23 protein-coding genes are annotated in these 26,099 nt (G+C 71.2%); 7 read left to right on the top strand and 16 right to left on the bottom strand.

What is annotated here, in order from left to right; all coding sequences use genetic code 11:
* Window positions 1–90: 90 nt before the first annotated feature.
* From DVR05_RS03215 to DVR05_RS03240, 6 genes are all read right to left on the bottom strand, one after another.
* Complete coding sequence (locus tag DVR05_RS03215; protein WP_116244293.1) at window positions 91–486, bottom strand: TadE/TadG family type IV pilus assembly protein; 396 nt, start codon at window positions 484–486, stop codon at window positions 91–93.
* The gene (locus DVR05_RS03220; RefSeq protein ID WP_369974489.1) at window positions 483–956 is read right to left on the bottom strand and encodes a pilus assembly protein; all 474 of its coding nucleotides are present in this window, start codon (window positions 954–956) and stop codon (window positions 483–485) included. Before DVR05_RS03220 ends, DVR05_RS03215 begins: the two co-directional genes overlap by 4 nt.
* Window positions 940–2,325, bottom strand: coding sequence for an AAA family ATPase (locus DVR05_RS03225; protein WP_116244294.1), 1,386 nt, complete (start codon window positions 2,323–2,325; stop codon window positions 940–942). Before DVR05_RS03225 ends, DVR05_RS03220 begins: the two co-directional genes overlap by 17 nt.
* A 3-nt stretch (window positions 2,326–2,328) precedes the next feature.
* A complete protein-coding gene (gene cpaB / locus DVR05_RS03230) occupies window positions 2,329–3,099 on the bottom strand; it encodes a Flp pilus assembly protein CpaB (protein ID WP_116244295.1) in 771 nt (256 codons plus the stop codon).
* A gap of 57 nt (window positions 3,100–3,156) precedes the next feature.
* Window positions 3,157–4,161 (bottom strand): hypothetical protein, encoded by a 1,005-nt coding sequence (locus DVR05_RS03235; RefSeq protein ID WP_116244296.1) that lies wholly within the window; start codon window positions 4,159–4,161, stop codon window positions 3,157–3,159.
* Between the two features lie 501 nt (window positions 4,162–4,662).
* Window positions 4,663–5,058 carry a MarR family winged helix-turn-helix transcriptional regulator gene (locus DVR05_RS03240; protein WP_116244297.1) on the bottom strand — a complete coding sequence of 132 codons (396 nt, stop codon included), beginning with the start codon at window positions 5,056–5,058 and terminating at the stop codon, window positions 4,663–4,665.
* Window positions 5,059–5,145: 87 nt separating this feature from the next.
* On the opposite strand from DVR05_RS03240, the gene DVR05_RS03245 reads away from it, so the two are divergent.
* Window positions 5,146–6,657, top strand: a complete 1,512-nt coding sequence (locus DVR05_RS03245; RefSeq protein WP_116244298.1) for an MFS transporter — start codon at window positions 5,146–5,148, stop codon at window positions 6,655–6,657.
* 70 nt (window positions 6,658–6,727) lie between these two features.
* Window positions 6,728–7,105: a DUF1232 domain-containing protein gene (locus DVR05_RS03250; protein ID WP_116244299.1), complete on the top strand. Its 378-nt coding sequence runs from the start codon at window positions 6,728–6,730 to the stop codon at window positions 7,103–7,105.
* Window positions 7,106–7,740: 635 nt separating this feature from the next.
* Here DVR05_RS03250 and DVR05_RS03255 read toward each other — a convergent pair.
* On the bottom strand, window positions 7,741–8,160 hold the full coding sequence (locus tag DVR05_RS03255) for a hypothetical protein (protein ID WP_116244300.1): 420 nt from the start codon (window positions 8,158–8,160) through the stop codon (window positions 7,741–7,743).
* Between the two features lie 143 nt (window positions 8,161–8,303).
* Between DVR05_RS03255 and DVR05_RS03260 the strand changes: the two genes are divergently transcribed.
* From DVR05_RS03260 to DVR05_RS03270, 3 genes are all read left to right on the top strand, one after another.
* Window positions 8,304–8,876, top strand: coding sequence for a hypothetical protein (locus DVR05_RS03260; RefSeq protein WP_116244301.1), 573 nt, complete (start codon window positions 8,304–8,306; stop codon window positions 8,874–8,876).
* A gap of 905 nt (window positions 8,877–9,781) precedes the next feature.
* The gene (locus DVR05_RS03265; protein ID WP_116244302.1) at window positions 9,782–10,594 is read left to right on the top strand and encodes a hypothetical protein; all 813 of its coding nucleotides are present in this window, start codon (window positions 9,782–9,784) and stop codon (window positions 10,592–10,594) included.
* Between the two features lie 207 nt (window positions 10,595–10,801).
* The gene (locus tag DVR05_RS03270; RefSeq protein ID WP_198659021.1) at window positions 10,802–11,908 is read left to right on the top strand and encodes a hypothetical protein; all 1,107 of its coding nucleotides are present in this window, start codon (window positions 10,802–10,804) and stop codon (window positions 11,906–11,908) included.
* Between the two features lie 9 nt (window positions 11,909–11,917).
* On the opposite strand, the gene DVR05_RS03275 is transcribed toward DVR05_RS03270, so the two are convergent.
* The 8 genes from DVR05_RS03275 to DVR05_RS03310 all read right to left on the bottom strand — a co-directional run bounded on the left by DVR05_RS03275 (window position 11,918) and on the right by DVR05_RS03310 (window position 24,381).
* The gene (locus DVR05_RS03275; RefSeq protein WP_116244303.1) at window positions 11,918–14,017 is read right to left on the bottom strand and encodes an acyltransferase family protein; all 2,100 of its coding nucleotides are present in this window, start codon (window positions 14,015–14,017) and stop codon (window positions 11,918–11,920) included.
* Between the two features lie 139 nt (window positions 14,018–14,156).
* Window positions 14,157–17,330 carry a tetratricopeptide repeat protein gene (locus DVR05_RS03280; RefSeq protein WP_116244304.1) on the bottom strand — a complete coding sequence of 1,058 codons (3,174 nt, stop codon included), beginning with the start codon at window positions 17,328–17,330 and terminating at the stop codon, window positions 14,157–14,159.
* A 392-nt stretch (window positions 17,331–17,722) separates the two neighbouring features.
* A complete protein-coding gene (locus DVR05_RS03285) occupies window positions 17,723–18,238 on the bottom strand; it encodes a hypothetical protein (RefSeq protein ID WP_198659022.1) in 516 nt (171 codons plus the stop codon).
* Between the two features lie 260 nt (window positions 18,239–18,498).
* Window positions 18,499–20,556 (bottom strand): hypothetical protein, encoded by a 2,058-nt coding sequence (locus tag DVR05_RS03290; RefSeq protein WP_232831953.1) that lies wholly within the window; start codon window positions 20,554–20,556, stop codon window positions 18,499–18,501.
* Window positions 20,553–21,701, bottom strand: a complete 1,149-nt coding sequence (locus DVR05_RS03295; RefSeq protein ID WP_116244305.1) for a 5'-methylthioadenosine/S-adenosylhomocysteine nucleosidase — start codon at window positions 21,699–21,701, stop codon at window positions 20,553–20,555. The genes DVR05_RS03290 and DVR05_RS03295 overlap by 4 nt, the downstream gene beginning before the upstream one ends.
* Window positions 21,698–22,429 carry an NUDIX domain-containing protein gene (locus DVR05_RS03300; protein ID WP_116244306.1) on the bottom strand — a complete coding sequence of 244 codons (732 nt, stop codon included), beginning with the start codon at window positions 22,427–22,429 and terminating at the stop codon, window positions 21,698–21,700. Before DVR05_RS03300 ends, DVR05_RS03295 begins: the two co-directional genes overlap by 4 nt.
* An 873-nt stretch (window positions 22,430–23,302) precedes the next feature.
* On the bottom strand, window positions 23,303–23,593 hold the full coding sequence (locus tag DVR05_RS03305) for a MerR family transcriptional regulator (protein WP_116244307.1): 291 nt from the start codon (window positions 23,591–23,593) through the stop codon (window positions 23,303–23,305).
* Window positions 23,590–24,381 carry a DnaJ C-terminal domain-containing protein gene (locus tag DVR05_RS03310; protein ID WP_116244308.1) on the bottom strand — a complete coding sequence of 264 codons (792 nt, stop codon included), beginning with the start codon at window positions 24,379–24,381 and terminating at the stop codon, window positions 23,590–23,592. The genes DVR05_RS03305 and DVR05_RS03310 overlap by 4 nt, the downstream gene beginning before the upstream one ends.
* A 122-nt stretch (window positions 24,382–24,503) precedes the next feature.
* On the opposite strand from DVR05_RS03310, the gene DVR05_RS03315 reads away from it, so the two are divergent.
* On the top strand, window positions 24,504–24,932 hold the full coding sequence (locus DVR05_RS03315) for an Hsp20/alpha crystallin family protein (RefSeq protein ID WP_116244309.1): 429 nt from the start codon (window positions 24,504–24,506) through the stop codon (window positions 24,930–24,932).
* A gap of 160 nt (window positions 24,933–25,092) precedes the next feature.
* Window positions 25,093–25,413: a hypothetical protein gene (locus DVR05_RS03320; RefSeq protein WP_116244310.1), complete on the top strand. Its 321-nt coding sequence runs from the start codon at window positions 25,093–25,095 to the stop codon at window positions 25,411–25,413.
* A 491-nt stretch (window positions 25,414–25,904) separates the two neighbouring features.
* Here DVR05_RS03320 and DVR05_RS27245 read toward each other — a convergent pair.
* Window positions 25,905–26,099: hypothetical protein (locus DVR05_RS27245; RefSeq protein ID WP_232831954.1), on the bottom strand; the 195-nt coding region annotated here is incomplete at its 5' end.

Below are 26,099 nucleotides of genomic sequence, written 5' to 3' on the forward strand. Positions count from 1 at the left end.
CACCCGACCGGTGATCGGGTGGGACCCGGCCGCTCGCCGAGCGACCGAGCGGCGTGTTCCGGGAGTCCCCCGCCTTCGTCGGGGGAGGGGTCAAACATGGGGCATGTCCACGCGGCGGGTGAGGGTCAGGTCGAGGCCGACGGAGGAGAACACGATCGGGATCGGATGCGAGACCTCCACGTAGTATCCGTCGCTGTCGTTGACGCCGCTGGTGATCGTCGCGTCGTCCAGCCACGGCGGTAGCGCCTCGCGCGCCACCGTCTCCGCCCCCGCCAGTTGTTCGGATCCGGCCACCCGCGCCCCGGCGCGGGCCGCCGACTCCAACCGTTCGACCGCCACGAAGGCCAGGAACGCCTCGATCGCCAGGACGCAGACCATGAGCAGGATCGGGAACATGGCGGCGAACTCCAGGAGCGGTCCGCCCCGGTCGGAATCGCGGCGGGGAACCCGGTCCAGCAGCGGTCGCCGCGGGGGCGTGGGTCTCACGGCGTCACCTCCCTGGGCTCGACCTCGGTCACGATCCGGGACTCGGCGGTGATGTCCCAGGGGCCGCCCACGCCCGGCAGGAAGACCGGCATGGCCATGGTGACCTGGGCGTACCGGACGCCGTCGCGTTCGACGATCGCCACGGTCAGCACGTCCTCCCCGTCCCAGGGCGGCCGGATCCGCTTGCGTGTCTCCTCGTCGACGCGCTCGAGGTCGTCCGGGGTCACCGCGGCCTGGCGGGCGGCCTCGGCCGCGCCGTGTGAGGCGTACATGGAGGTGATCCCGAGCAGCAGCACCTGCCACACCAGCGCGAGGGCCAGCATGAGGAACGGCACAGCCGCGGCGAACTCGACGATGACGCCGCCGCGGTCGTCACGCAACGGGTGCGCGCCCGCGCCGGGGCACGGTCTCGCCGTGCGGTCCCGGCCGTGGGCGGAACGGCCGACCGGGCCCTCAGACACCGAACCCACCCGGCCCTCCCGGGCCGGGCGTCCCGGAGCCCGGACGGCGGCCGTCGACCGAGGCGGACGCGGACTCGGTCATCGTGGCGTTGAGGAACCCGGACACGTCGCGGGTCGACGGGGAACCGTCGTGCGGCGCGACCGGGGGAGGAGGCGGCGTGCCCATTCCGCCGGGCGGGACCGGTGCCCCGGCCTGAGCCCCGCCCGCCCCGTGCTCGGGCGGGTTGAGCAGGTCCAACTCTGCGGCCAGGCGGGCGAACGCCTTGCGCAGCGCCTCGTCGGTGACCTTGGCCGGGTCACCGTTGTTCTCGCCGGGTTCCAGGGCGCGGTAGTTGGCCGGGACGGGGGTGCGCAGGACCCGCGTGCCCAGCAGTTGGCGCAGGAAGTCCGGCTGCACCTCGTTCTTGCGGCTGTGCCTGGTGATCAGGGAGAACACCGAGTCCTGGGGGCGGATCTGCAACCGTTCCCACATCGCCATCAACCGTTGGGCGCCACGCATCGCCGGAACGTCCGGGGTGACGGTGACGGTGGCGGTGTCGGCCAGCTCCACGGCCATGGCGGTGGCCTCGTTCATGGTGGACCCGCAGTCCACGACGACCAGTTCGTACCGGGAGCGCAGCGCGGACAGAATCCGGCGGGCGGCGCGAGCGTCGACGTCCTCGCCGCGTTCCCCGTGCTCGGGGGCGAGCAGGACGTGCGGTCCGCGCGGGTCCACGTACAGGGTCTCCGACAGCATGCCCGGACTGATGTCGTCCCCGGCGTCCACCAGGTCACTGATGGACCGCCGGTGCCGCAGGTTGAGGAAGGCGGGCAGGTCGCCGGTCTGGAGGTCGAGGTCGACCAGGCAGACCACGCGTCCCGCGGCGGCCGCCGTCATCGCCAGGTGCACCGCGCACGTGGTGGTCCCCACCCCGCCCTTGGCGCCGCTGACCGTGACGATGCGGCCGCGTACCCCCGAGGCCGGCAGGTCCAGGGAGGCCGACTCCAGGTGGCGGCGGAGCGTGCGCGACCACTCGGCGGCCTTGGACACCCGGGCCTCGAGTTCGGCGATACCGGAGTCCTCCGAGAGCACACCGCGGGCCCCCGCCTCCATGGCTCCGGTGAACGTGTCGGGGTCCATCGTCGTGGACACCAGCAGGATCGCCAGCTGGGGGTGGCGGTGGGACAGATCCCGTATGGCGTCGAACACCGGCGCCGGTCCCAGGTCCTGGTGGACGAGGACGACGTCGAGGTCGGGGAACTCCCCGGCCGCGTCGATCAGGGCGGAGGTGGTCGGCCGGGTGGCCACCAGATCGGCGGTGTCCAGTTCCTCGAAGCGCGCGGCCAACACCATCTCCGCCTCGGAGTTGGGCATCCCCGCCAGGACTCGGAAGCTCAACGTCTACTCCCCCCGCGGCGCGCGCCGCTGGTCGGTCGTGATGGTGTCGTCCTCCTGGGCGCCGACGATGTCGGCGAAGTCGCCGCTGCAGAACTCGGCGTCACCCGGCGACCCCCCGCCGTCGGGGCTGACCAGGGCCAGGCGCAGTTTGGTGGAGAAGTCCTCGGCGTAGGCGAGCTGGAGGGCGTCCTCGGGTTCGAGTCGGAAGGTCACCGGGACCACCCCAGCGACGCCGCCGGTCGGGTTCTCCTGGGTGCGCAGCTCGCCGATGTCGAGGACCTCGACCTCGGTGATGACCCGTACCGCGCAGGCCTCCCCGTGGTCGCGTGCCTGGAAGGTGCCGTAGATGTCCACGATCGAGCCCCGCCGGACCTTGCCCGCCACACCCGTCTCCGCGTTGACCATGATGGCGATCTCCCGCTCACCGGTGGTCAGGGTGGGCTGCGGCATGACCATGCCGCGCTGGAGGTAGACACCGGCCTCCATGAACGAGGCCGCGACCAGCTGCTGGTCCGAGGGCGTCTCGATCTCGGAGAGGTCGGTGATGAAGACCTCCGGGTCGAAGTACAGACGGGGCACCTGGACCCGTTCGACGGAGTCCTCTCCGATGGGCTGGTAGGCGTCCACGTCCTCCGCCAGGCGCAGCACGGTCGCGGTGTCGCCCAGCCGCTCCTGTTGGGAGCTGAGGTAGGTGAACACGGAGGCGAACACGGCGACGGCACCGATCGCCGCCACGATCATGAGCAGGACGCCTCGTCGCTGACGGGGGTTCATAGGGGGCTTTCCGTTTCCTGTGTCGTCGTGGGCGGTCCGCGCGACCGGGGGAGACCGCTATCGGGAGTAGGTGCGCGGGGTGTCGGGCCGGGGCGCCCGCCTCTCGGACCGGGGCGCCCCGGGGGGAGGCGCCACCGGGGGCGGGGGATGCTGTGGGGCCGGCGCGAGGGTCCGTGCGGTCGTCGGGGGCGCCGGAGGAGCGGCGTTCCCGTGGGCGGCGGTGGCGGCGCAGAAGGGGCAGCGCCCGGCCGTCATGGGTTCGCCGCACCACGAACAGGTGGCGGTGCGCAGGGAGCTGGCCGCGTAGGCGAGCGCCTGGGGGTGGGCGCTCAGCGCGACGAACTCGACGTACTTGCCCGTGCCCCAGTACCGGGGACCGAGCGGTTGGGCGGGCAGGGAACGGGTGGCCACGGGCTGGATGGCCTGAGGCAGGTGATCGTCGAAGACGCCGGTGATGCCGGGGTCGGGGGTGGAGCTCAGTAGTTGGACCGGGGGGACCGGGCGGAAGGGAAGACTGCCGGGGACGTCCGCGGGGCGGAGGCGACCCACCCGGGGGGTGGGCGCGCAGTAGGCGAGGAAGGACACCGACGGGGCGAAGGAGCCCACGTGCTGCCGTAAGGAGGTGGGGATGGTGGACAGGCCGGAGACCGTGCGTAGCCAGGCGCCCGCCAGGATGTGTTTGGGGAGCTCGTCGCAGAGCGCGGCGACCATTCCCGGGGGGAGGTAGGGGGCCAGGTAGGCGAGCTGGTCGGCGACCAGGGACAGGGCCAGGGGCGACAGGTCGACGGCGATTCCGGCGATGTGGTCGGTGCGCAGGGACGCGCGGGCGAAGTTGATCGCCCGCTGTGCGTCCGCGGCCCGCCAGGCGGGATGGAGGGCGATCACCTTGCGGCCGGCCGAGACCTCCTCGTGGGCGAAGGCGACGAACGCCGCGCTGCGCTCACCGATCCCCTCGCCGTGCAGGGGGAACCTGTGCGCCCGTGCGTCGCCCACGTGACCCGTGCTCGGGATGTCCGCCAGCAGGGCGACGGTCGTGGCCGATCGCGGTAGGGCATTGGACACTGGGCAAGCTCCATCGGTTCTGCGCATGTGGATCCTCCGGGACGGGGAGCGGCGTCCCGCGCCGAAGGTGCCACTCGGTCGCATCGTAACGAATGTGTGGGTCGACGGGGGAGACCTCGCGTTTGTCTGCGTTGGCCGCGGTGTACGGGAGGACTCGGGGGACAGAGGGTGGAGGTGGGCCGGGAACCGATCACGCTGGGGCGTTCCGACGCTGGCCGAGGTAGATCGTGCCCCGGCAGCGGGACGCGTGTGTCGACGGGTGTTCCGGACACGGCGTGACCGCATGTGGTCATAGCGTAGACAAAGGGGTGGATGACCGCTAGCGCTTGGTGGGACGCACCCCTACGGGCGGTGTCGGGGCGAGATGGGACACGGTGTCCCGGTGCCTTTCCCTTCGAGGATGCCGCGCGTCCGGGGCCGACTCAACGGCCTCTCTCCCGCCTGTGGACAGAGCTCGGCCCGCGCGCACCGGTGCGGCGCCGCGGAGCGCGCCGCCGATACTCATGCCTGGGGCTGGAGTTCACCGAGGTGTTCGGTGAGGACGGCCGTGTGGGTGGGGGCGGCCTCGGCGTGGAGGCGGCGGCCCTCCTCGGTGGGGGTGACGCTCACCGCCCGGCGGTCGTTGGCGCACATCGCCCGTGTCACCAGGCCGCGCTTCTCCAGGCGGGCGACGGTGCGGGAGAGCGCGCTCTGGCTCAGGTGGAGGCCCGAGTGGAGTTCGTGGACGAACTGCTTGCCCCGGGGGGACTTGACGAGGAGGTCGAGGGTCTCGAACTCGCTGACCCCCAGTCCGTGCCGCTGGCTGAGTGCCCGTTCCAGCGCACACGAGACGTCGTGGTAGCAGGCCATCAACTGCCGCCACCGCTCGCACAGATCGCCGTCCGGTGTCAGGGGCATGATCGGGATCCTAACACGCGGTGATGTTTGATGCAAGGGAATTTAATGCTTGGACATTAGATGCGCACGCATGTAATGTCTTGCCGCATGACCTCTCCACAGACCCACGGCGCCTCCTCGAGCACAGGGGGCACGGATCGGTGGTCCCCACGCCTGTGGGCGCTGCTGATCGTCCTCTCCCTCGCCCTCTTCCTCGACGGCCTCGACGTGTCGATGGTCGCCGTGGCGCTGCCCTCCATCGGCGGTGAACTCGGGCTCTCCACCGCCACCCTCCAGTGGGTGATCAGCGGCTACGTCCTCGGCTTCGGCGGGTTCCTCCTCCTGGGCGGCCGTACGGCCGACCTCCTGGGCCGCCGTAGGGTGTTCCTCGTCGCCCTGGGCGTCTTCGCCCTCGCCTCGGTCGTCGGCGGCCTGGTGGACAGCGGAGCCCTGCTCGTCGCCACCCGCTTCGTCAAGGGCATCGCGGCCGCCTTCACCGCGCCCACCGGCCTGTCGATCCTCACCACGACCTTCGCGGAGGGCCGCCAGCGCAACCGGGCCCTGTCCGTGTACACCGTCTTCGGCGCGAGCGGATTCTCCTCCGGTCTGCTGTTCGGCGGCCTGCTCATGTCCCTCGGCTGGCGCTGGACCTTCTTCTTCGCCGCCCCGTTCGCGCTGCTGGCCCTGGTCGCCGGCGCCCTCCTGATCCCCCGGGACCGCCCCGACGCCCGGGGCGGCTACGACATCGCCGGCGCCGCCACCCTCACCGCCACCATGCTCCTGCTCGTGTACACCGTGGTCACCGCGCCCGAGACCGGATGGGGACACCCGCTCACCCTGGGTTCGTTCGCCGTGGTCGCTGTGCTGCTGGCCCTGTTCGTCCGGGTCGAGCGCCGGGTCAGCTTCCCCCTGGTCCGCCTCGGCATCCTGCGCAGCGGCACCCTCGTGCGGGCCAACGTCGGGGCGGTGGCGCTGATGGGCTCCTTCATCAGCTTCCAGTTCCTGCTCACCCTCTTCCTCCAGCAGGCCCTGGAACAGAGTCCGTTGCAGATGGCGCTGTCGCTGCTGCCCGCCGGGCTGCTCGTCGCCTTCAGCGCGCCGTTCGCCGACCGGCTCATCGAACGCTTCGGCACCCCCGTTCTCATCGCGGGCGGGCTGATCGCCCTGTCCGCCGGGTACCTGCTGTTCCTGCGGGTGGAGGCCGAGTTCTCCTACCTGCCGATGCTGCTGCCGACCGCGCTGCTGCTCGGTGTCGGGTTCGCGCTCGCCTTCCCCGCGATCAACGTGCAGGCCACCTCCGGCGTGGCCGACGACGAACAGGGGCTGGCCGCCGGGCTCGTGCAGACCTCCGCGCAGGTGGGCGGCGCTCTCGTCCTCGCCGTCACCACCGCCCTCATCGCGGTGGACCACGCGACGGGGGAGGGCGCCGAGGGAGGGGCCGCCGGGATGCTCGACCAGTTCCAGCCCGGTCTGATCTTCGTCACCTCCGTGGCCCTGGTCGGGGTGGTGATCGCCCTGGCCCCCCTGGTCGCACGGCGGTCCCGGCCGCGGGCGGTTCCGGAGGCCGAGGGACCGGAGCACGGTGCGGCGCGGGAACGGGAACCGCAGCCCCTGGGCTGAGGATCGGGAACTTATCGGCGTTGCTTCGCGTCATATCGTAAGAAGCCCCGTTGCTCCGAGGAGGCGAGCGATGCGCAAGGAGAACCGCGCAGCGGCCGGTGCGGCCGCCTGGCAGGTCATCCGGAACACCGACGACCGTATCTCCGTGTGGCAGCGGATCGGCGCGGTCCCGAGGATGGTCGGGGCCAGGCTGAGCGGACGGTACCCGGAGCTGAGCGGAGTCAAGCTGGTCGGGATGCTGGCCCTGCTCCTCTACGTCGTCTCGCCGATCGACTTCATCCCCGAACTGCTCGTCCCGTTGCTGGGTGTCGCCGACGACGTCGGCGTCGCGGTGTGGCTGACCACCATGCTGCTCGGCGAGGGCGAGCGCTTCGTCCGGTGGGAGCGCGACGGTCGGGCCCAGCAGGCTTTCCAGCGGGCCAATCCGCAGGCGGCCCCGAGCAACTGAACAGACCGACGCCGAACGCGCCCGGAGGACCCCTCCCCCGGGCGCGTTCGGCGTCCCCCCACGGTCGGCGGGCGACCCCGTCCCGAGGGTGTCGGTGGGCACCCGCCACTTCTCGGCCGCCCTGTGCCACACCGGGCCCCGACCAACCGCTCGGCCCCCTCCTTCTCCCCCCGGCACGTTCAGGCGCCTGCGGTCCCCGACGACCCGACCGACCGAGCCACCTCCGGACCGGCCCACGGTGGAGGAAGGTCCGGAAGACGTCGACGGACGTGCCAGTGCGCTCGACGTCCCACTCCACGGCGCGCCGCACCTCGTCAGCGGAGAGGGGCGCCGGGAGGTCTCCGGCCGGGCCGGTCGCGTTCTCGGTCGAGGTTCCGGGAATCGTTCGGGTCCGCTGCCGGGTTTCTCCTCATACGAATGGCCCTGCCTTCTGAGAGACATCTGAATCAGTCCTCCGGCGCAATGCGGTCCACCGCCTTCGTGCGTCGGTCGCACCGCTCCCGCTGCCGGGGGGTGGGACCGGTGTCTTCGCTGGTCATGGGTGTGTATGGTGTGAAATCGCCAAAATCGACATAAATTGGACGTTCGTGCAGCCATCCCCCAAAACCGCCAGGTCCCATCAGCCCCACCTGTCATCACCGCGTCGGCGACGCGAGGACCCGAAGACGCTCGGCGGTTTTCGGGTACGCCGCCGTACGATCAACACGGCAGCCGGTCTCATGGAGTTCGGGGTCACCGACGACCGCCGCGCCTGGCACGTCGCGCGCTACCTCGGACAGGGCGGGCCCCTGCCCGCGTGGCGGCGCGAGGCGATCGAGGAGCGGGCGCGCCTGCTGGGCGGTGTCGACTCTCCCCGCGTCCAGCCCGTGGTCGCCATGGACCTGGCATCCGACACGCCCTGGCGCGTGTGCCCCTACCCGGACGGCCACGACCTCGGCTACCACGCCTCCGTCTGGGGAGCCCTCGACGAGCAGCATGTCCGGTTGCTCGCCGTGGGCGTGGCCGAGGCGCTCGCGGTGATCCACCGGGCGGGGGTGACCCACGGCGATCTGCATCCGGGCAACGTCCACCTCACCCAGGACGGACCGGTCGTCGGCGGTGTGGTCGAAGGTCCCGAGGGCGAACGGGACGTCTGCGGGGCCGACCCGGCCCTGCCGCTCGAGATCGGCCCGGCCGACCCGGCCCCCCGGCCTCGGACGTGTTCTCCTGGGGCTTGGTGGTGCTCGTCGCGGCCACGGGCACGGAACTCCTCCACGAGGACCAGGAGGTCCTCCCCTTCGGCCTGGACGAGGACGACGACACCGAGGAGACGGTCCGGCGTTTCCGGGAACGCTTCCGCCGGGCCCTGGACGACGGCACGGTCAACCTGGACGGAGTACCGCAGGACCTGCGTGGTCTCGTCGCCGCGGCGCTGAGCCCCCGGGAGTCCGACCGGCCCACCACCGAGCACCTGCTGACCGCTCTCACCGGTACCGACGCCCACCCGGAGCTGGACCCGCACGAGGTGGTCCGGGCCGCGATGGACGAACACTGGCCCGAGACGCCCTCCACGCTGGAGACCAGGCCCGGTTATCTCACCCCCAGGCAGAAGATCATGCGTCTGGTCCTCATCCTCATCGCCGTCGCCGTCGGCATCGCGGCCCGCCACCTGGAGGAGCGAACGGAGGAGGACACCGGGGACGTCGGGGCCGCCGCGGTCCCGACCGCTCAGCCCAGCGCCCACCCCCACACACCGGACAGCCACCGCAGCGCGACCACCACCGTCCGGTAGCGGACCAGGACGGCCGGCCCACCGGTCACCAGGTACCCCGTGACGGCGACGACCGGCCGGGTGGGCCGGTGCGGCAGTCCTCCGCGCGCCTCCCTCCCTTCCGCCGGCTGCCCCTCAGGCACGGCCACGCCCCGGGATCACCCCGCGTTCGCCGGGCATCCACGAAAACGGATCGGTCACCCGGTGGGGCGGGGCCCTGCCCGCGCGGTAGCAGGTCGGTGACGCGTTCGAGCATGTGCACGAGCCGGTGACGGTGCGCGTGACGGCGTCGGGCCTCGGGGACACCGGGCGGACACCCGGGAGTGGGGAGAGGGCCGGGGGTGTGCACGGACGCACCCCCGAAGACGGGCTTTCACGCGGTGAATACGCGGGTGCGGTGCGGGTGGCGGGAGTTCACCCGCCTCGACCCGGCATGATCCCCGGTGTGAGGGCGGGGCCATCGAATCACTGGCCGAAATCGGACAGAAGTGTGACCGGAAACGGGAAAGCGGGAGGTGGCGGAGGGGTTGTGGGGGCGAGGGGTCTCCCTGTATTTCCGGGACACCGGAAAGCGGACCCCCGTCCCCCTTCACGGACGGTTCCGGTCACGGGGGCGGATGCGGAGAAAAGGAGGAGACCCGGTCCGCGGTTCCCGTGCCGGCCACTCCTGGACCCTCCCGGGAGAGCGCGGCCCACCGGTGCGCGGATCGCGGCAGCGCCCAGCGGGACCGAGCACCCTTTTTCTCGCGCACCGGCCCCGATCCCGGAAGGGAGAACCGGAGCGCACGGAGACGGGGTTGTCCACAGGCCGGTTTGATCGCGGCGGTGAAGGCTGCCACCGTAGTAGTGGGCGGGGCGGCGCGCCCCGCCGTTCACCCCTGACGCGTGTCCGACGCCTTCGGGCAGTGAGAGGAAAAAGAGTCCACGTGTCCCCGACCTCATGGCCCAGAAGGCTGATCAGCCCCAGCGGTCTCGCCTTCGTCCTCCTCTGTTTCTTCATGCCGTTCTTCACGGTGTCCTGTAGCGGGGCGATGGGCGACCTCGCCATTACCTACAGCGGTTACGACCTGGCCTTCAACGGCCTGCCGAGCGTCGACGGATCCTTCGCCGGGGAGTTCTCCGACGCCGACCGCGAGGACCTGCGGTCGGGGGTCCAGGTCCTCGCTCTGATCCCCCTGATCCTGGTCGTCGCGGGCGCCGCCACCAGCGCCGTGCTGCCGAGGCCGTTCCCGCGCTCGGTGGCGGCCGCCGCGGCGGCCGGCCTGGCGCTCGTTCTGGTCGTCGTCAACCAGATGGTGACGCACGCGGGCGCCCGCGAGGAGATGTCGTCCGAGGCCGAGGTGGACGCGTCGATGGCCACGATCCAGACCACCGCCGGTGTGGGGTTCTGGTTCACGTTCCTGGTGCTCCTCGGGGTGACGGTGTTCAGCACCGTCGAGATCGTCCTGAACCGGAGAAGGGCCTCGGGGCCGTCGGCGGGCGCGCCCCTGGGAGCCACGGCACCGCAGGGGACGGTGGGGCCGCCGCCCATCGCGCCGACCCAGTGGGGGCCGTCCGGGGACGGCGTCCCGCCGGGACCGGTCCCCGGACGCGTCCCCCCGGGCTTCCCGGAGGCCCCGGGACAGCGGCCGTCTCCCACGGGACCGGGACGATCCCCGGCGGAGCCCGGACAGTCGCCGACGGGACCCGGGCGACCCCAGCCCCCGACCGGACCGGGGCAGTCGCCGGACGTTCGGTGACTGCGCCCCCGTGAGTCACCGGGCCCGGGCAGCCGGCTGACGGTCGGGAGGCGGCCGGGATCCCCCTGTGACACTCCACTCCCGTCCGGAGCACCGTTCCCGTCCCGACCAGCCGGGGACTCGGGCAGACTGTCGGGGCGGCACCGCACCAGACCCCCGGTCGCGGGCCCGCTTCCCGACGCCGCACCGCGAGAGGAGACGCTCCACGTGTCCCCCGTCCTCCGTCCGCGTGTCCTGGCCGTCGCCGTGGTCACCCTCGCCGTCTCCTGCGTCGCCGGCTACCTCCTGCCGTTCCCGTGGGCCCTGCTGGGGATACCGGTCGGCCTCCTGGCGGTGGGCACCGCCCTGGTCCGTTACGGCCACCTCACCACCGTGACGTCCGGCCCCGGTGCTCCGGAACCCCCTGCCTCCGGGAGACGGGTCCCCGCCGCCCGCGGGTCCTTCGACGACGCAACGTCGGGCACCCGGGTACGCACGGTCGCGCTCCCCAGCGCCGCGGAGGACCACCGGTTCGACTTCTCCGCCGTCGTCCACTGGCGTTGGGACGGCCACGTGGACCTGCGCCTGCGCCATCCCGCCGGTTCGGCCGTGCACGCCGTGGTGACCCGGGCGGCCGAACTCGCCCGGGAGGTCGACCCCGTCGACCACGGCCTGGCCGAATGCGAACTGGGGGCGCTCCTGGCCGTCGAACGGGCGGTCACCGGAGCCGGGATCGTCGTGTGGGCCGAGGACGTGCGGCTGCGCCTCCCGGACGAGGACGTCGAACGGCTGTGCCGGATGGCCGCGCTCCGCAAGGACCGCGCACTGCGGGAGGCGATCCGTGCGGCCGAGGAGGACCTGACCGCGCTGTCGACTCCGTCGCGCGCACCGTCGGCGGACCTGAGGGGAACCGACGAAACCGACCACGTCATCGACTACGAGGAACTCACCCCCTTCGACGGCCCCGACCTGCTCCCGGAATCCGGCCCGGGCAGTGACGTCGACGGTGAGGGCTACGAGAGCTACTGGTGGCCCGCCGACGACGCCTCCGCGCCCCACGCGGTGGAGGAGGACGTCCAGGTGGCGATCATCCGCGGCCTCATCGACTCCGCCGGGGGTCCGGACGAGCGCGCGGCCTTCGCCCGGGAGCAGGTACGCATCCTCGAACGTAACGGTTTCACCGAGGTCGCGAGCCGCCTGCGCGGGCTCTTCCCCGAGGCCGCCGACCCCCTCCGGTCCGCCGAGGACGTCGAGGCCGACGGCGTTCCCCGCAACCGCGGCGGACCCTACCGGGAGGTGGACGACGATCCGCCCGCCCGCGGCGACCACGGGTAGGCGTTCCCGTCAGTCCAGCACCGCGTCGAGGCGCTCGCCCAGGTCCTCGCTGAGCATCCGGGAGTAGGTGCCCGTCATGTGGTGGGAGTCCCGGTAGACGACCACGTTCCCCACCACCGCCGGGCATGTGCCCGCCACGCAGAACCGGTCGTTGAGGTCGATGAGGGAGGCGTCGCCGTCGATCATCCGGACCGCCCTCTCCTGGGGATCGTCGCGTTCCAGCGCCTCCTCCTCCGCCCGCTCGCACCGGGACAGGTCATCGGTATTGGCGGTGAGACACTCCAGGACGTCCTCGTGGGCGCGGGGCGTGTCACGGATCATGACCACGTCCATCCCGGTCCCGCCGAACCGGTTCCACAACCGGCTCATACCCTCGGCCATCAGGTTCCGGGCCCTTCCTGGAGACACCTCGTCGGCGGGGTTGGCCATCACCGACGAACTCGTCACCGCCACGTCCGGACGCAGTTCGAGGAGTTCGTCGACCACGGCGCGGTTCCACGTCCGGCACTCCTCGTAGGTCCGTGACTTCCCCAGCCTGGTCAGCGTGTCCGTGAACGCGCACGCGGACTTCGTGAACACCACCAGCCGCCAGCCGCGCTCCAGCGCCAGCTCCTCCAGCGCTGGTATCCACTGCGCGCTGTGCGAGTCGCCCACGACCGCGACCGTCCGGTCGGCGTCCTCGACGCCGTAGACGCACGAGGTGTCCGGTGTCGTGGCGTCCTCGGATGCCTGGCAGCCGTCCTCGTAGACCGCGGGCAGGTCCCCGGCGGCGTCCAGCGGGGCCGGGTACATGAGATCCCCGGAGGAGGGCGTCCACCGGTCGAGCGCCGCCGGCCCCGTGTGCACGGCGGGGTCGAACGCCACCGATCCGACCCGCTCCACCCGGACCAGACCCGCGGCGGCCACGACGCCCACCACGAGCAGGCCGCAGAGGACGACGGTGAGCGCCCGGCGCCCGTCGGGCACCAGGCCGCGGTCGCGCACGGGATCCTCCACCCACACCTTCGTGCCCCAGGCCAGCAGAAGGGACAGCGCGGCGACGACCACGACGTCGAGCGCCCCCAACCGGTCCCGCCCCGTCACCGCGAGGGTGAGGACGATGAGCGGCCAGTGCCACAGGTACAACGAGTAGGACACGTCCCCGACGAAGCGGGCGGGGGCCGTGCTCAGCAACGCCGACGCCGCCGGACGCCCGGGGGAGTCCCCGGCCGCGATCACCGCGACGGTGCCGAGGACGGGCAGGGCCGCCGCCCACCCGGGGAAGGCCGTGCCGGAGTCGTAGAACACGGCGGCCGCGATGATCGCGGCCAGTCCGAGCCAGCCCAGGGGAAGCCTGAGCCGGGAGGGCGGAGTACCCCGTGCCGACCCCACCGCGAGCAACCCACCCGCGGCCAACTCCCAGGCACGTGTCGTGGGGAGGAAGTAGGCCGCGGCCGTACCCTCCACGGCCGACAGGACCGAGGCGGCCAGTGACGCCGCGAACAGCGCGCCGAGGACCGCGACCAGGACCCCCGCGTCGGCGCGCGTGCGCCGCCGGGCCAGGGCCCACACGGCGAACAGCAGCGGCCAGACCACGTAGAACTGCTCCTCGACCGACAGCGACCAGAAGTGCTGCACCGGGCTGGGCGGTGCCTCGGCGGACAGGTAGTCCACCGCCTGGTCGGCCAGGTAGAGGTTCTCGACGTAGGCGGCGGAGGCCGCCAACTGCCACGCGGTGTCGGCGAGCCGGGTCAGCGGCAGCAGGACGAGGGAGGCGGCTCCCGTGGCGACGAGTACGACCGTCGCGGCGGGCAGCAGCCGCCGGACCCGGCGCACGTAGAAGCGGCCGAGCGCGACGCGGCCCCGCCCGGTGGCCTCGCGGTGCAGCAGCGAGGTGATGAGGAAACCGGAGATCACGAAGAACACGTCGACGCCGACGTAGCCGCCCGGAAGCAGCCGGGGGTCCAGGTGGTAGACGAGGACCAGCAGTACGGCCAGGGCGCGCAACCCCTGTACCTCGGGGCGGAACCGGCGACCGCCGTGCACGGCCGCGGGCGGCGTGAGCCCACCCCCCTCGTTCGGCCGGGAGGTGGTTCGTGGCGTCGAACGCCACAGGAGGTTCGGACGCATTTCGTTATGTTGCCGTCGTCCGCACACGGGGCGAAACCGACACGGTGGGTGTTGGCGCAACCTCAGCCCGAAGTTCACCCAATGGACGTCCGGGGTCCGTCTTCCCTTCCCCGGCCGTGGTTCCCGGAGCCGCGGGACCCTACCCGTCGGCCTCCACCCGGGGCGGGACCGTGCCCGGGACGTAGTTCAGATCGTTCTCGGTGACGATCAACTGGTTCCGGATCTCCTGGAGCAGCGAGGCCGGCACCACACCGAGGCGGACGCCCTCCTCCGCCATGTCCACCGCCTCCCTGAGCGTCCGCCACGCCTCCAACAGGTCACGATCGGTCAGGGTCGTGGCGAGCAGCCGCATCGCCCGCAGCTGTCCGGAGCGGTGTCGCAGGCCCTGGTACCCCTCGACTGCGGCCCGTGCCAGTTCCTCGGCCTCGGTCGACCGACCGGCCTGCTGCAGCGCCTCCGCCGCCTGGCGCCGCGCGCGTGCGTGCCACCACTTGTCTCCCAGCTCGTGGAAGCCCTCGGCGGCTCGCAGCATCTCCTCCTTGCCGGAGTCACGGTCCTGGGCCATCAGGACCTGACCCAGCACCAGGCACGTGCGCCACCGTCCCCAGTCGTCGCCGAGCTGGGCGAAGGACCGCTCGGCCTCCAACAGCCGGGCGACCTGTTCCTGGGCCTGCCAGGCGTCCCGCACCCGGGGGCGTCGACGGAACCGACCGGGCGGAGGCAGCGGTTCGGCGAAGCGATCGGCGTAGGTCTGGTCACCCTCGACGAACAGCGCGGTGACCCGGGCCCGCTGCCGCTCCGGCCACCGCGGGTCACGCACGGTCAGCCGTCGCCGTTCGCGCCCGCGGTCGGGACTCAGCAGCAGTTCGCACTCACGGGCCTCCCGGTTGAGTTCGTTGGTGGGCAGACGGCCCAGGGAACGCAGGAAGCGGGCGTGGTACCAGTCGCCGTGGGGCAGGTGGGCGATCCGCTCCCGCTCGTCCTCCAACACGAACCAGGAGTTGAGCGCGAACCCGCGCAGCCGCAGCACCTCGCCCTTCTGCAGCTGGACCCGGGCCCACTGCTCGGGGATGTCCTGGGAGCCCACGAGCAGCTCCTGCGCCAGGGCCAGGAGGTCGTAGGCGCGCTTCAGATGGCCCTGGAACCGGTCGACCTCGGCCAGGTTGCACAGCGCCCGGACCTGCCACCACCGGTCGTTGTGGTCGGTGAAGACCCCTACGGCCTCCTCGATCTCGGCCCGGCCGTCGTCGAGGTCACCGCTCCGGTACAGGTTCACCCCGACCGCGCGTCGCGCGCGTGCCGTCCAGCGGGGGTCGATCCCCGCGAGCTGTTCCAGGACGTACAGCGCGGTCAGGGCGCGTTCGTGCCCGGCGTCGTGTTCACCGTGGCCGCTGGCCACCTCGGCGCGGTCGAGTTGGGAGATGCCGTAGGCGAGCGGATCGCCCATCTCCAGGGCGAGCGTCGCCGCCTCCCGGGTGGCCTCGCGCATCGCCTCCCAACGGGTGTGGCCGGTCCGGCACAGGACGGCGAAGGCACGGCGCAGCCGCCACCCGTAACCCACGGCCCTCGTGTGCCGTCGCCGCCTCTCCTGGGAGGCTCGGGAGTCGGGGGCGCCACCGGGCCGTGTCCACTGGAAGCAGGCCTCCAGGCCCCGGTACTCGGAGTCCAGCCAGGCCACGGGGTCGGTCGACGGGGGCAGGCCCGACTGCCTCGGCTCCCAGAGGTCGTCCCCGGGGCCGCCGTGTCCGGGGAGGGCGTCGCCGAAACTCCACTCGTGCGGGGCGGCACGCCGCGCCGCCTCCTCCGCCACCCGGTCGAAGGCGCACAGCAGCCGCTCCACGGCGCGTTCGAGCTCCTCACGCGACCAGTCCGCGAGCTCCTCGTCGGGGACGCCGAGCATGTGCGGACCGGTCGAGAGCAGGGTGTCCCGGACGTGGTCGTGTAACTGGAACCGGTCGAAGCCACCCGACTCGTACAGGTAGGTGACCAGGTAGCGGTGGCTCATGTCCAGCAGGAGCGGTTTGGCCTCGTCCTCGGAGATGCCGAGCAGGGCGGCGGCCGACCACGCGGTGAAGGTGGTCAGGCCCGCGCCCGCCAGCCGGTTGAGCAGCAGCCGTTCGCGCGGTTCGCAGCGGCGCAGACTGGAGGTGAGCGACGATGTGATGGCCCGCTGCCCGGGCAGGGTCCGCCAGAGGGCGGGGTCCCTCATGTGGCGGAGCAGGTCGGCGGCTCCGGGGCCGCGTTCCTGGGTGATCTGCGCGGCGACCAGGCAGATGGCCAGCGGGAACCCGTGGCAGGCGGCGGCCAGGCCGGGCAGGGCGTCGCGGTCGGCCGCCGAGAGGGGGCGGGGCGAGGCGCGCACCAGTCTGTTCAACAACTCCAGGCCCTCGTCGGAGGAGAGCGGGTCCAGGCGGCGGCGGAGCATGGTGTGCGGGGCGTCGGGAAAGCCGTTGCGGCTGGTGACCAGGACGGCGCAGCCGCGTCCGAGCGGCAGCAGCGGTTCGACCTGGGCGTGGTCCTCGGCGTTGTCGAGGACGATGAGCAGCCGGCGCTCCTCCGTCTCCGTACGCCACAACCCGCTGAGTTCGTCCAGGTCGGCGTCCTCGGGGAAACGGACACCGATCTCGGTGAGCATCTGGGCGAGGACGTCCTCGGGGCTGCGGGGCCCACGGCGGGCGGGGGCACCCGCCTCGGTGTCGTGGGGAACCTCGTCACGGGAGCGCCGATGCGGCCAGCCGGTACGGCCGAAGAGGCCGCGCCTGGTCGGCCGGGGCGTCGCGGGCCCGTCGGGATCGGTGCCGCCGTAGAGTTCGAACTCCAGCTTCCCGTCCGGGAAGCGGTCGGAGACCTCGTCGACGATCTGGGCGACCAGCTGGCTCTTGCCGGTGCCGCCCTCGCCGGTGACCACCACGGTCAACGGGCCTCGATGCGGCCGCGGGCGGCGGAGCAGACGACGGGCGCCCCTGGGACGGAAACGGTCGAAGGCGTCCCGCAGTTCGACCATGAGGTCGGAGTGACCGGTGAAGTCCTCGATGGGAGGGGGCAGCCGCCGGCGCAACGCGGGTTTCTCCGTGGGAGCGGGCGCGTCGGGGGCCCGTTCGAGCATCGCCTGGGCGGTGGCCGCCACGCCTCCGCCGAGGACGGCGAGTGCCGCGGCGATCAGCCCGTCACCGCCCGGTACGAGGTCCGGGAGTTCCTGGAGCACGGTCCCCAGGCCCAGGAGCAGAGCCAACCCCGTGGCCACGCCGACACCGAACGGTCGCCGACCGCGCGGACGCCGGTGGACGAGCTTCGAACGCGAACCGCTGTCCACACCCACTCCACTCTTGTTGGAGACACTCCCGCTGTCCCGGGTTCGCGCCATCCGCCGTTCGGTGGGGACCGGTCCCCGCTCCGTCGGACGGCCGGTGCCCGGGGGCTCCGGGGGCGGGCGGCGCTGTCCGGACACGGCGGCGTGTTCCCTGGGGCCGGGCAAGGGCTCGCGTGTCCGGTCACGAACGGTGACCGGGCAGGCAGGACGCTAACAGTGCCCTGACCGGCGGGGCAATCCCCGCTCACCTGCGCGGACACCGGGACGGGCGGAGGAGTGCGGCCTGATCTGGGAGGTTCTTCCAGGGGTCGGCGCTGGCCGTTTCCGGCCACACGGGTCCTCCTTCGGACCACGGACGGTGGGCGACGCCGGTAGCGGGGCGCCCGGAGGCCGTGTCAGGAGCCAGGGTCCGTCCGCCGTGTCCGGGCCCTCTCGGGACCGTGCCCGTGGTGGTTGTCCTGCGTACCGACGATGCCGCCCCTGGCCTTGGCTCCGCGCAGGTCGACATGGTCGCCCGAGTACTGGGTGTTCTCGAACCGGTCGACCTTCCCCACCTGGAAGAGGGTCCCGTGCACGTCGCCGATGTTGGTGTTGGTGATCGTGCCGCCGCGCCCCCGGTCAGGGGCGCACTCGTCCAGGAGGGCGCGCAGCTGTTCCGCGGCCTCGGGATCCTCGCGCAGCAACCGCTTGAGCCTGCGGCGCCATTCGGCTTCGATGTCCGGCGCCTCGTCGGGGTCCTCGAGCAGATCCTGTCGGGCCTCCTCGAGCTCGGTGAGGGTCCGACCGTCCTCGGCGCCCCGGCCGAAGAGACTGGCGAAGCCGCCCCTGACCAGGCTCCACCCCGTCTTCGTCATCTCCCCCACCAGGACCCTGGCGCCTTCGTCCGACAGTCCCGCCACGTCGATCTCCACGAACGCTCCCTTGACTCAGGCGAACTCTCATGGAGAGGACGCGCCGACAGCCGTCCCGGTTCCCCGGTGCGGGATTCGGACAGAGCCCTGGTGGGAGAAATGTCTTCCTTTTTCCGGTATCAACGCGGATATCCAGTTTGTGGGGAGTGGGGCGATTCCACTTGTTCCGCTGGGCGAGGCGCACCCGGGGGCCCGGAGAACGTCTCCGTGGCGCACCCCGGCGGGCACACCACGAAGAACACGGGAACCGGAGACGTGTCTCAGTCCGAAAGCGGATGCGGTGGCCGCTCGCGCACAGCCACGCCGTTCCGTGCCGGTGCCGAGCCACCCGGCGGTGGAGGTTCGTCGGACACCGGCCGGTCGGGGATGAAGCCGGGCGACTGATCCGCGTCACGTTCGAACCACGGTTTGCCCTCGGCGGCTATGCCTTCGAGGATGCGGAGCGTGTGGGAGAACCCGGCGGCGTCGAGGTTGATATCGGACGTCTCGGTCTGCGACTTCTCGTCCATCGCGTCGTGGGTGGGCGCGTCAGCCACGACGATGCTCTTCGCGGGTCCGTTGGTCAGGGTGATGTCCAGGGTGTAGTGGTGTGTGCTCGCTATCTTCACCTGGACCGAGGAGACCGCGTCGAACCGGTAGTTGATCCGTGCGTTGTTCCGCCAGTGTGCCCGCTCGAAGTCGAGGGTGGCCGTGGCCTCGCGGACCCCCTCCTCGGTGACCAGGAAGACTCTGATCTCGTACTTTGCATAGCGCCACGGGCCGCGCCGTATGTGGGCCGACTTGCAGGGCCGTTTCGGAGTCGGGAGGAAGGCGTGGGCGGCGACCTCGTGCCAGGCCAGGCGGTAGTGCTTCAACGTCTCGTCGAGGATCAGGGTCTTGTCCGCGTCCAGCCAGGTCTCCATATCCTTCTCCGAAGGGCGCAGAGTATCCAGTTTGCCCTTCCACCGTCGGTACTCGGCCTCGCGGGCGTTGAGGATCTCCTGCTCCTCCTGAGCCTCCTCGTCGTAGCGTCGGCGCTCGCTGTGGATCCTCAGCCACAGGGGAATCGCGAACCTGGAGGTGACCACGGTCAACAGGAGGCACCCCACCGTGGCCACCGGTGCCTGCTGGAACGCGGCTGCCAGGGTGATCACGGTCGCCGCCGCCAGGAGCAGGCACAGGACCACGCATCGGACCCTGGTCCCCGTGTCCACCGCGTGGATGTCGTGCGGCTCCAGCGGCATCCCTTGGGTCCAGCGCCGCCGCACGTCGCGCACCATGAACCGGACCAGCCAGCGCACCTGGTCGGCCTCGACACCAGTCTCTCGGTAGACTCGGGTGACCTCGTCGCGCAGGGAACGGCGCACGCCCCTGGTTCGCTCCAACCACGCATCCCGGTGCGCCGGTTCGGGGGCGTACTTGGCGAAGTAGTGGTCGAACATCCGATCGACCCGATCGGTGAAGCCGTCCTTGGGGGGAGAGGAGAGGGAGCGCCGGTAGCCGTACTCCCGTTCCTTGGCGAGCATGCGCTGGTGCCGATGGTTCCAGGACGAGATGTGTCGGCCCGCTGAGGGGCCGAGGACGAGTACCGCCAGGCAGGAGACCAGTGGTAGCAGATCGCCCTGTGACAGGGCGGATCTCATGATGACCGCGACGGCGAACAGGGACACGCCCGCCAGGATCACTCCTCCGAAGACGTCCCGGCCGGTGGTGGAGTTCGGTGCGGGCTGCCTGGCCCTGGGTTTGGCGGGCTTGGGCTCGAAATAGGCCCAGACACGATCGAGCCGTTCCTGGGCGCACTGCTCCGCCTCGGCGTTCTGGCGGATCCGGTGCCATACACCCTGCTTCATGCTTCCGGTGAGCACCAGCCCGAGGTGCCGCAGGATCAGGTCGTGTTGCGGGTTGGGCAGGTCGTGCAGTCGCGTCATCGCGGCTTCTGTGTCGCCACCTGACCCGTCCACACAGGACAACAGCGCGAAGACGACCTCCAAGCCCCGCCGCCACGGGTCACCGTTCGCCGGTTCCGTACGTGCGGACATCTCTTCCAGGACCGCACGGTCCTTCTTCGTGAGATCCCGGTAGGAACGCTTGCTGAGGATGGCCAGGACGTGATGGAAGCGGACCTCGGGGCTGTCATGTCCCCGGGCGCACGCGTGTTCGATGTGTTCTCTCGCCTTGCCCGGGACACCGTCGTCCAGGTAGCGGCAGCCCACCTCGTAGATGTGCTCGGGCGGATCGTCGGGTCCCACCACGTAGATGGTGGAGTCGTGCACCTGGCCCGCCTGGACCCCGACGAAGGAGCCGGACTCGGCGGTATTGACTGTGCCGGGCCCGTTCATGAGAGCCCCTTCACCGTGGTGATCAGTGACGCGACCTTCGCGGCCAGCGACGCCAGGTCGCCGATGAGCCCCCGCAGACGCTTCAGGGCCAGGATCGAGGTCTTCCTGCTCTCGGGGGTTCCTTCCTCCATCCCTTTGTCCGCGATGTCGAGTTCGTTCGAGGCCGCCTCGTGGGTGTCCTCGTCGAGGTGGCCCGCCGCGTGCGCCCTCGCCAACTCCTCCCGCAGTGCGGCGAGCTGGTCCGTCGGCCCGCCTGAGGCCTCTCCGGAGGAGGTGAAGGACACGTGGAACGTGCTGTCGTTCACGTGGCCCGCCTGGACGCCGACGTTCCCGTGGGCGGTGTTGATGACGTTGCCGCCGCCACCGGGCTTGTGGTCCTTGCGCATGCTGGGGGACTCCTCCTGCTTGATGAGTTCTTCCGCCAGGTCGAGGGCGAAGGCCGCGGCGTTCGCGGCGGCGACCGGCTGCCAGGCCCGATCCGCCTCGGTGGCCTTGGTGCCGTCGGCCCGGTCGCTGATGCCGCGCACGATCGCCACCGGAGCCCCGCTCAGGTGCCCGGCCTGGGCGACACCCGCGCCCTCCATCTCGATGGCCAAGGCGTCGTTGTAGGTCCGCCTGATCCACTCCGCCTCGCGTGAGACGCGGGAGTTCTGCACGATCTCTCCCGCGGCGATGGGACCCAGGTGCGCCTGGGGCCGTCGCTGCTCCGGCGGTGTGCACCGGGCCCACGCACCGACCCTGGCCAGGTGGGCGGCTGCCTGGCTGATCTCGTGGGGCGACTCCCAGGCGCGCGGGCGTGCTTTGAGGCCGTCGTCCTCACTGGTCCCACCGTGGTAGGCGTACACGTGCGTCGCCACGACCACGTCGCCCAGCGGCGGTGTGTCCCACAGGGCTCCGGCCACGCCCACGAAGAGGAGAGCGGCCGGGGAGAACTCCTGGACCGCCCTCTCGGCCAGTACCGCGGAGGGCTGGTTGCCCTTGCCGGTGAGTCCGAGGGCTATGCGGCCGTGACCGTTCGGCAGGGCTCCGATCTCGAACCGGGTTCCCCTGGAGTGCCGGTACGTCTCGGGGGAGAGGAGCCGCTCTCGTACGGCCTGGTATTCGAGGTTCAAGGCGGTCAGTACCACTATGAGGTCGTCGCTCATCGCTCCTTCTCGTTTCCGGTTCGGGGGACGGGGCGCATCATCGGCGGGCGCAGCACCTGTTCGGGGCCCGCTCGGAAGAGCCGGGCGGGACGCCCCTTGGTGGGGCGCCGGTCCGGGCCCACCGGGGTGAGGAAGCCCGGCACCGCCTGGACCTTGCGGTAGAAGTTGCGCGGATCGAGTTCGAACCCCCACACGGCCTCGTAGACCCGTTGCAGCTCGGTGAGGGTGAAGGTCTCGCCGCAGAAGGCCGTGGCCAACGAGGTGTGTTCGAGCTTCGAACGGGCGAGTTCCAGGCCGTCGTCGAGGATCTGCCGGTGGTCGAAGGCGAGCCGCACGTGGCCGGAGAAGACCTCCTCGACAGGCCGCCACGAGGCCGCGGAGGCGTCCGTGCCGGCTTCGGGTTCGGGCAGACCGGGAGCGATGGCGAGATAGGCGACGGAGACGATGCGCCCCCGGGGGTCCCGGTCGGGGCGCCCGTAGGCGCCCAGCTGTTCCAGGTGGAGGACGGTCGCGTCGAGGTTGGCCTCCTCCCGCAGTTCTCTGCGGGCCGCGTCGAAGATGTCCTCGTTGGAATCCGCGATGAAACCACCGGGAAGTGCCCATTCTCCCTTGTGGGGATATATGCCCCTTTTGATGAGGAGGGCGTGGAGGGACGAGGAGCGCAGGGTCAGGATGACCAGGTCCACGGTGAGCAGTACGGGGGGTGGTCGCCAGGTTTCGTTCGACATTCGGCGAGTCTATCTTCTTGTCAGTTCAACAAAAAGACGTTCTCGAAAAATGGTAAATAAGTTATTTTTGTTAACTTAGTTCTGTTTGTTGCTCTGTGTTGATGTTTCTCGTGCTTCTTCAGATTATTCTTGAGGCATATGTGATCAGATGGCCGCGACCCGGATGTTTATCCCGTGGTGCTCCCCCGAGTCGGACACCCGGTCCGAGTCCGAGCGGTCACCCTCGATGAGTGTGCCGCCCACCACCGTGGAGCAGCGCCCGTCCTCGCGACCCCGGCCCGGCGTCTGTTCCGGCCGCCGGGTCGAAGACCGGCGATGGTCTCGCAACCCAGGAGAAGGCCGTCCAGGAAAGGTCGGTAGGCCCCGCCGATGTCGGAGCTGTCCGCGAACACCGGTCCATGCACGGGGAACCTCGATGTCTCCGGCGCGCTGGACCGGTTCGGTGTCAAACCCTCCTCGCCGTCCGGGAGGGGAGCGGCCCGGGCGCGCTGCCAGGAGACGGGTGATCAGGAGAGTCACACGAGGAGCCGGGAGGAGCGGGGGAGCCCCCTTCCAACGGGAGCAGGAGGAGGACGTGTCGGTGAGGAGTCCCTCCGCTCCCGTTCCGGGTGTGTCAGCCGTCCTGCAGAGGGCCGTCGCGGCGTCGGTGGCCGGATCGGTCAGAGCCCCGGCCCCGTTGTCGAGCGCGGTGATGGGCTTGCCGGCGGTTCGGGGGGGGCGGCCTTGGGCACCGGCTCGCCCACCTCCGATCCCCGCGGAGTGAGGGGACGGAGCCACTCGGCAGGGGACCTTCGTCCCCGTGCCCGTTCAACCGGGACGTGCGCCGTCGCCGTTCGGGACGGGTGCGGGTCGCAGCCGTATCGGGCCGCTCCCTCACGCCTCGCCGGGCCGCCCGTCGCCGCGCAGTCGGGTGTTCTCGTCCTGCAGGTCGAGGATGCGCTCGATCCCGGTGAGATTGATCCCCTGGTCCAGGAGTTCGCTGATTCGGCGCAGGCGCATGATGTCGTTGTCGCTGTACAGGCGGGTGCCACCCGTGGTGCGCGCGGGGCGGAGCAGTCCGCGCTGCTCGTACAGCCGCAGGGACCGGGCGGAGACACCGGCCAGCGAGGCCGCCACCGAGATCGTGTAGAGCGCCTGGTCGGGGTCGGGGCGGGTGTCGGTCATCGGCGTGGTTCCTTCCGAGGTGCGGGCAGCACACGGTCGAGGCGCTCCAACGCCGCGCGCTGGTCCGGTGAGAGCCTTCCCGTGGGGACGTCGACGGTCACGTCGAGCACCAGATCGCCCCGGGCGCCGCCGGAGGAGGGGACGCCTTCGCCGGGGAGGGTGATCGTGCTTCCCGGGACCGTGCCGGGTGGGACCGGCACGGTGATCTCGCGGCCGTCCAGTGCGGTGATGACGGCGTCCGTGCCCAGAACGGCCTCAGTGTAGGCGAGCACGAGCGTGGCGCGCAGGTCGGAGGCCGTCCGACGGTAGGCGGGGTGTTCGTCGACGCGCACAGTCACCAAGAGGTCCCCCGGAGGGCCGCCGTGCGCTCCGGGCAGTCCCCGGTCGCGCAGGCGCAGCCGTGTGCCGTCGCGGATTCCGGCTGGGACGGTGACGACAACCCGGCGGCCGTCGCCCGGGTCCGCGACCACCGTGCCACCGTGGACCGCGCGGCCCAGGCCGAGACGGACGGTGGCCGAGACATCGGCCCCGCGGCGCGGGCGGGCCTTCCGGACGCGTACCGGGATCCGGACGGCGCGCCCCCGGCCCGTCGGGCTGGAACCGGTGTCCTGGGAAGGGGCGGTGAGGAGGTCGTAGGCCCTGCGGACACGAGCGTAGGCGGCGCGGTCGCCGCCGGGGACGTCGGGGTGCAGGCGGCACGCCAACGCGCGGAAGGCCCGGACCACCTGTGCACGGGTGGCGTCGGGCGGGAGCCCCAGCACGGCGTGCGGATCCTCAGGAGCGGTCATGATACCTCCCTTCCTGGGTGGTGATGATCTCTCCTAGCCACCATGTTTATTCTCACGCATATGTGATAGAAAACCTGCGTCAGGACGCATCAGTTTATGTCAGCGTCGCACAGGAGGTAGTCATGATGCTGATGCGCACGGACCCCTTCCGCGAGTTCGACCGGATCACCCAGCGCATGCTCGGCGACGTGGCCCGTCCGGTGGCTATGCCGATGGACGCGTACCGCGACGGAGACACGTTCATCGTCCACTTCGACCTGCCGGGCGTGCGGGCCGACTCCATCGACCTGGAGATCGAGCGCAACGTCCTCACCGTCAAGGCCGAACGCGCGGACACGGCGGAGAAGGGGCGCGAGATGGTCGTGGCCGAGCGCCCTTCCGGCACGTTCTCCCGTGAGCTCTTCCTGGGCGAGTCCTTGGACGCCGACAACATCTCCGCCGAGTATGTGGACGGCGTCCTCACCCTGCGCGTGCCGGTGGCCGAACAGGCCAAGCCGCGCAAGATCAGCATCAGCGAGGGTGACGGCCAGGCACGGGAGATCAAGGCCTGAGCACCGTCCCGTGGGCGGGTGCGACCGTTCCGTCCCGCCGATGAACGGAGGGCCTGGGAGCGTCCTCCCCGGCCCTTCACCATGTCCGGACCGCACACGCCGCCCGGTCCGGCCCCGCCTTCCTCCCCTTGCACCGGCGGCGCAGAGAGGTGATGCATCGATGAGGACACCCACGCTGCGCAGGACACGCGCGGCCGCCGAGTACCGGCTCCGCCACGCTCCCGACGAGGGCGCCCACCTGCGCTGGGTGGCTTTCTTCCAGGCCCTGCGCTCCTACGAGGAGGCGGTGGGCGACGATCCCTCCGCGGTGGGCGCGCACCTGGACCGGGTCAGGGCCGCCGTCGGCGACCTGGCCGAGGGGGGCGCACACGACCCCCGCGCGTTGGCGGGCCTGACCCGCGACACCCCGACACGCGAGATCGACGAGACCCTGTCCCGCATCCTGTGGGGGAGCGCGCGGACGGTGCCCCAGGCGGCCTGACCCGCCGGTTCCGTCGTGCGCCCTGGCCGTGGTCGAGCCGGGACAGGGCTCAGACCAGGATGACCCGGTCCGGTAACGGACGGAGGGTCGCCCTTGGCCGAGAAGTGAGTGACGGGGTGGGCGGTGCACACCCGCCGGGCGAATCTTGACCCGTGCACCCGCTGGTGCGCCCCCGACAACGCGAAAGCCCCTGACCGGCGGATGTTTCCGCAGGTCAGGGCCTTGTCGGCTCTGGGGTGAGTGACGGGACTTGAACTGGGGTCGGCAAGCGCCCTGACCTGCGCAAATATGAGAATCCGCAGGTAGTGGGGGAGGTGATCCCCTGGCTGTACTGCGTTGTCCCGCGTTCCGCTGCGAGGTGTGCACCCTCCGGGTGCACGCCCTTGGCCGATGTGGTGCACCCCCAGGGGTACATCGGGATCTTGCCGCTGCCATCGGATGAGAAGTCTGTTCGGTACGTGACGTCACATGCTGTTACAGTCGTTTCATGCTCAACCATCCGATAACTGTGACGCTTGGTGCAGTGTCACCAGGGTGCTGCGGAGCACGAAGCGGGTCGGCCTCGCATGCGTGATCAGGAAAATCATCAGTGTGACCGGATGTGGCCGCAGCAGCTCGAGTTTCCTAGCTTGGCGTTTAACCTCAGCTCGTGACCCGGACACCGTTCCGGTCACGGGCTTGACCGT

Source organism: Nocardiopsis sp. FIRDI 009 (assembly GCF_003386285.1).
GTDB lineage: Bacteria > Actinomycetota > Actinomycetes > Streptosporangiales > Streptosporangiaceae > Nocardiopsis.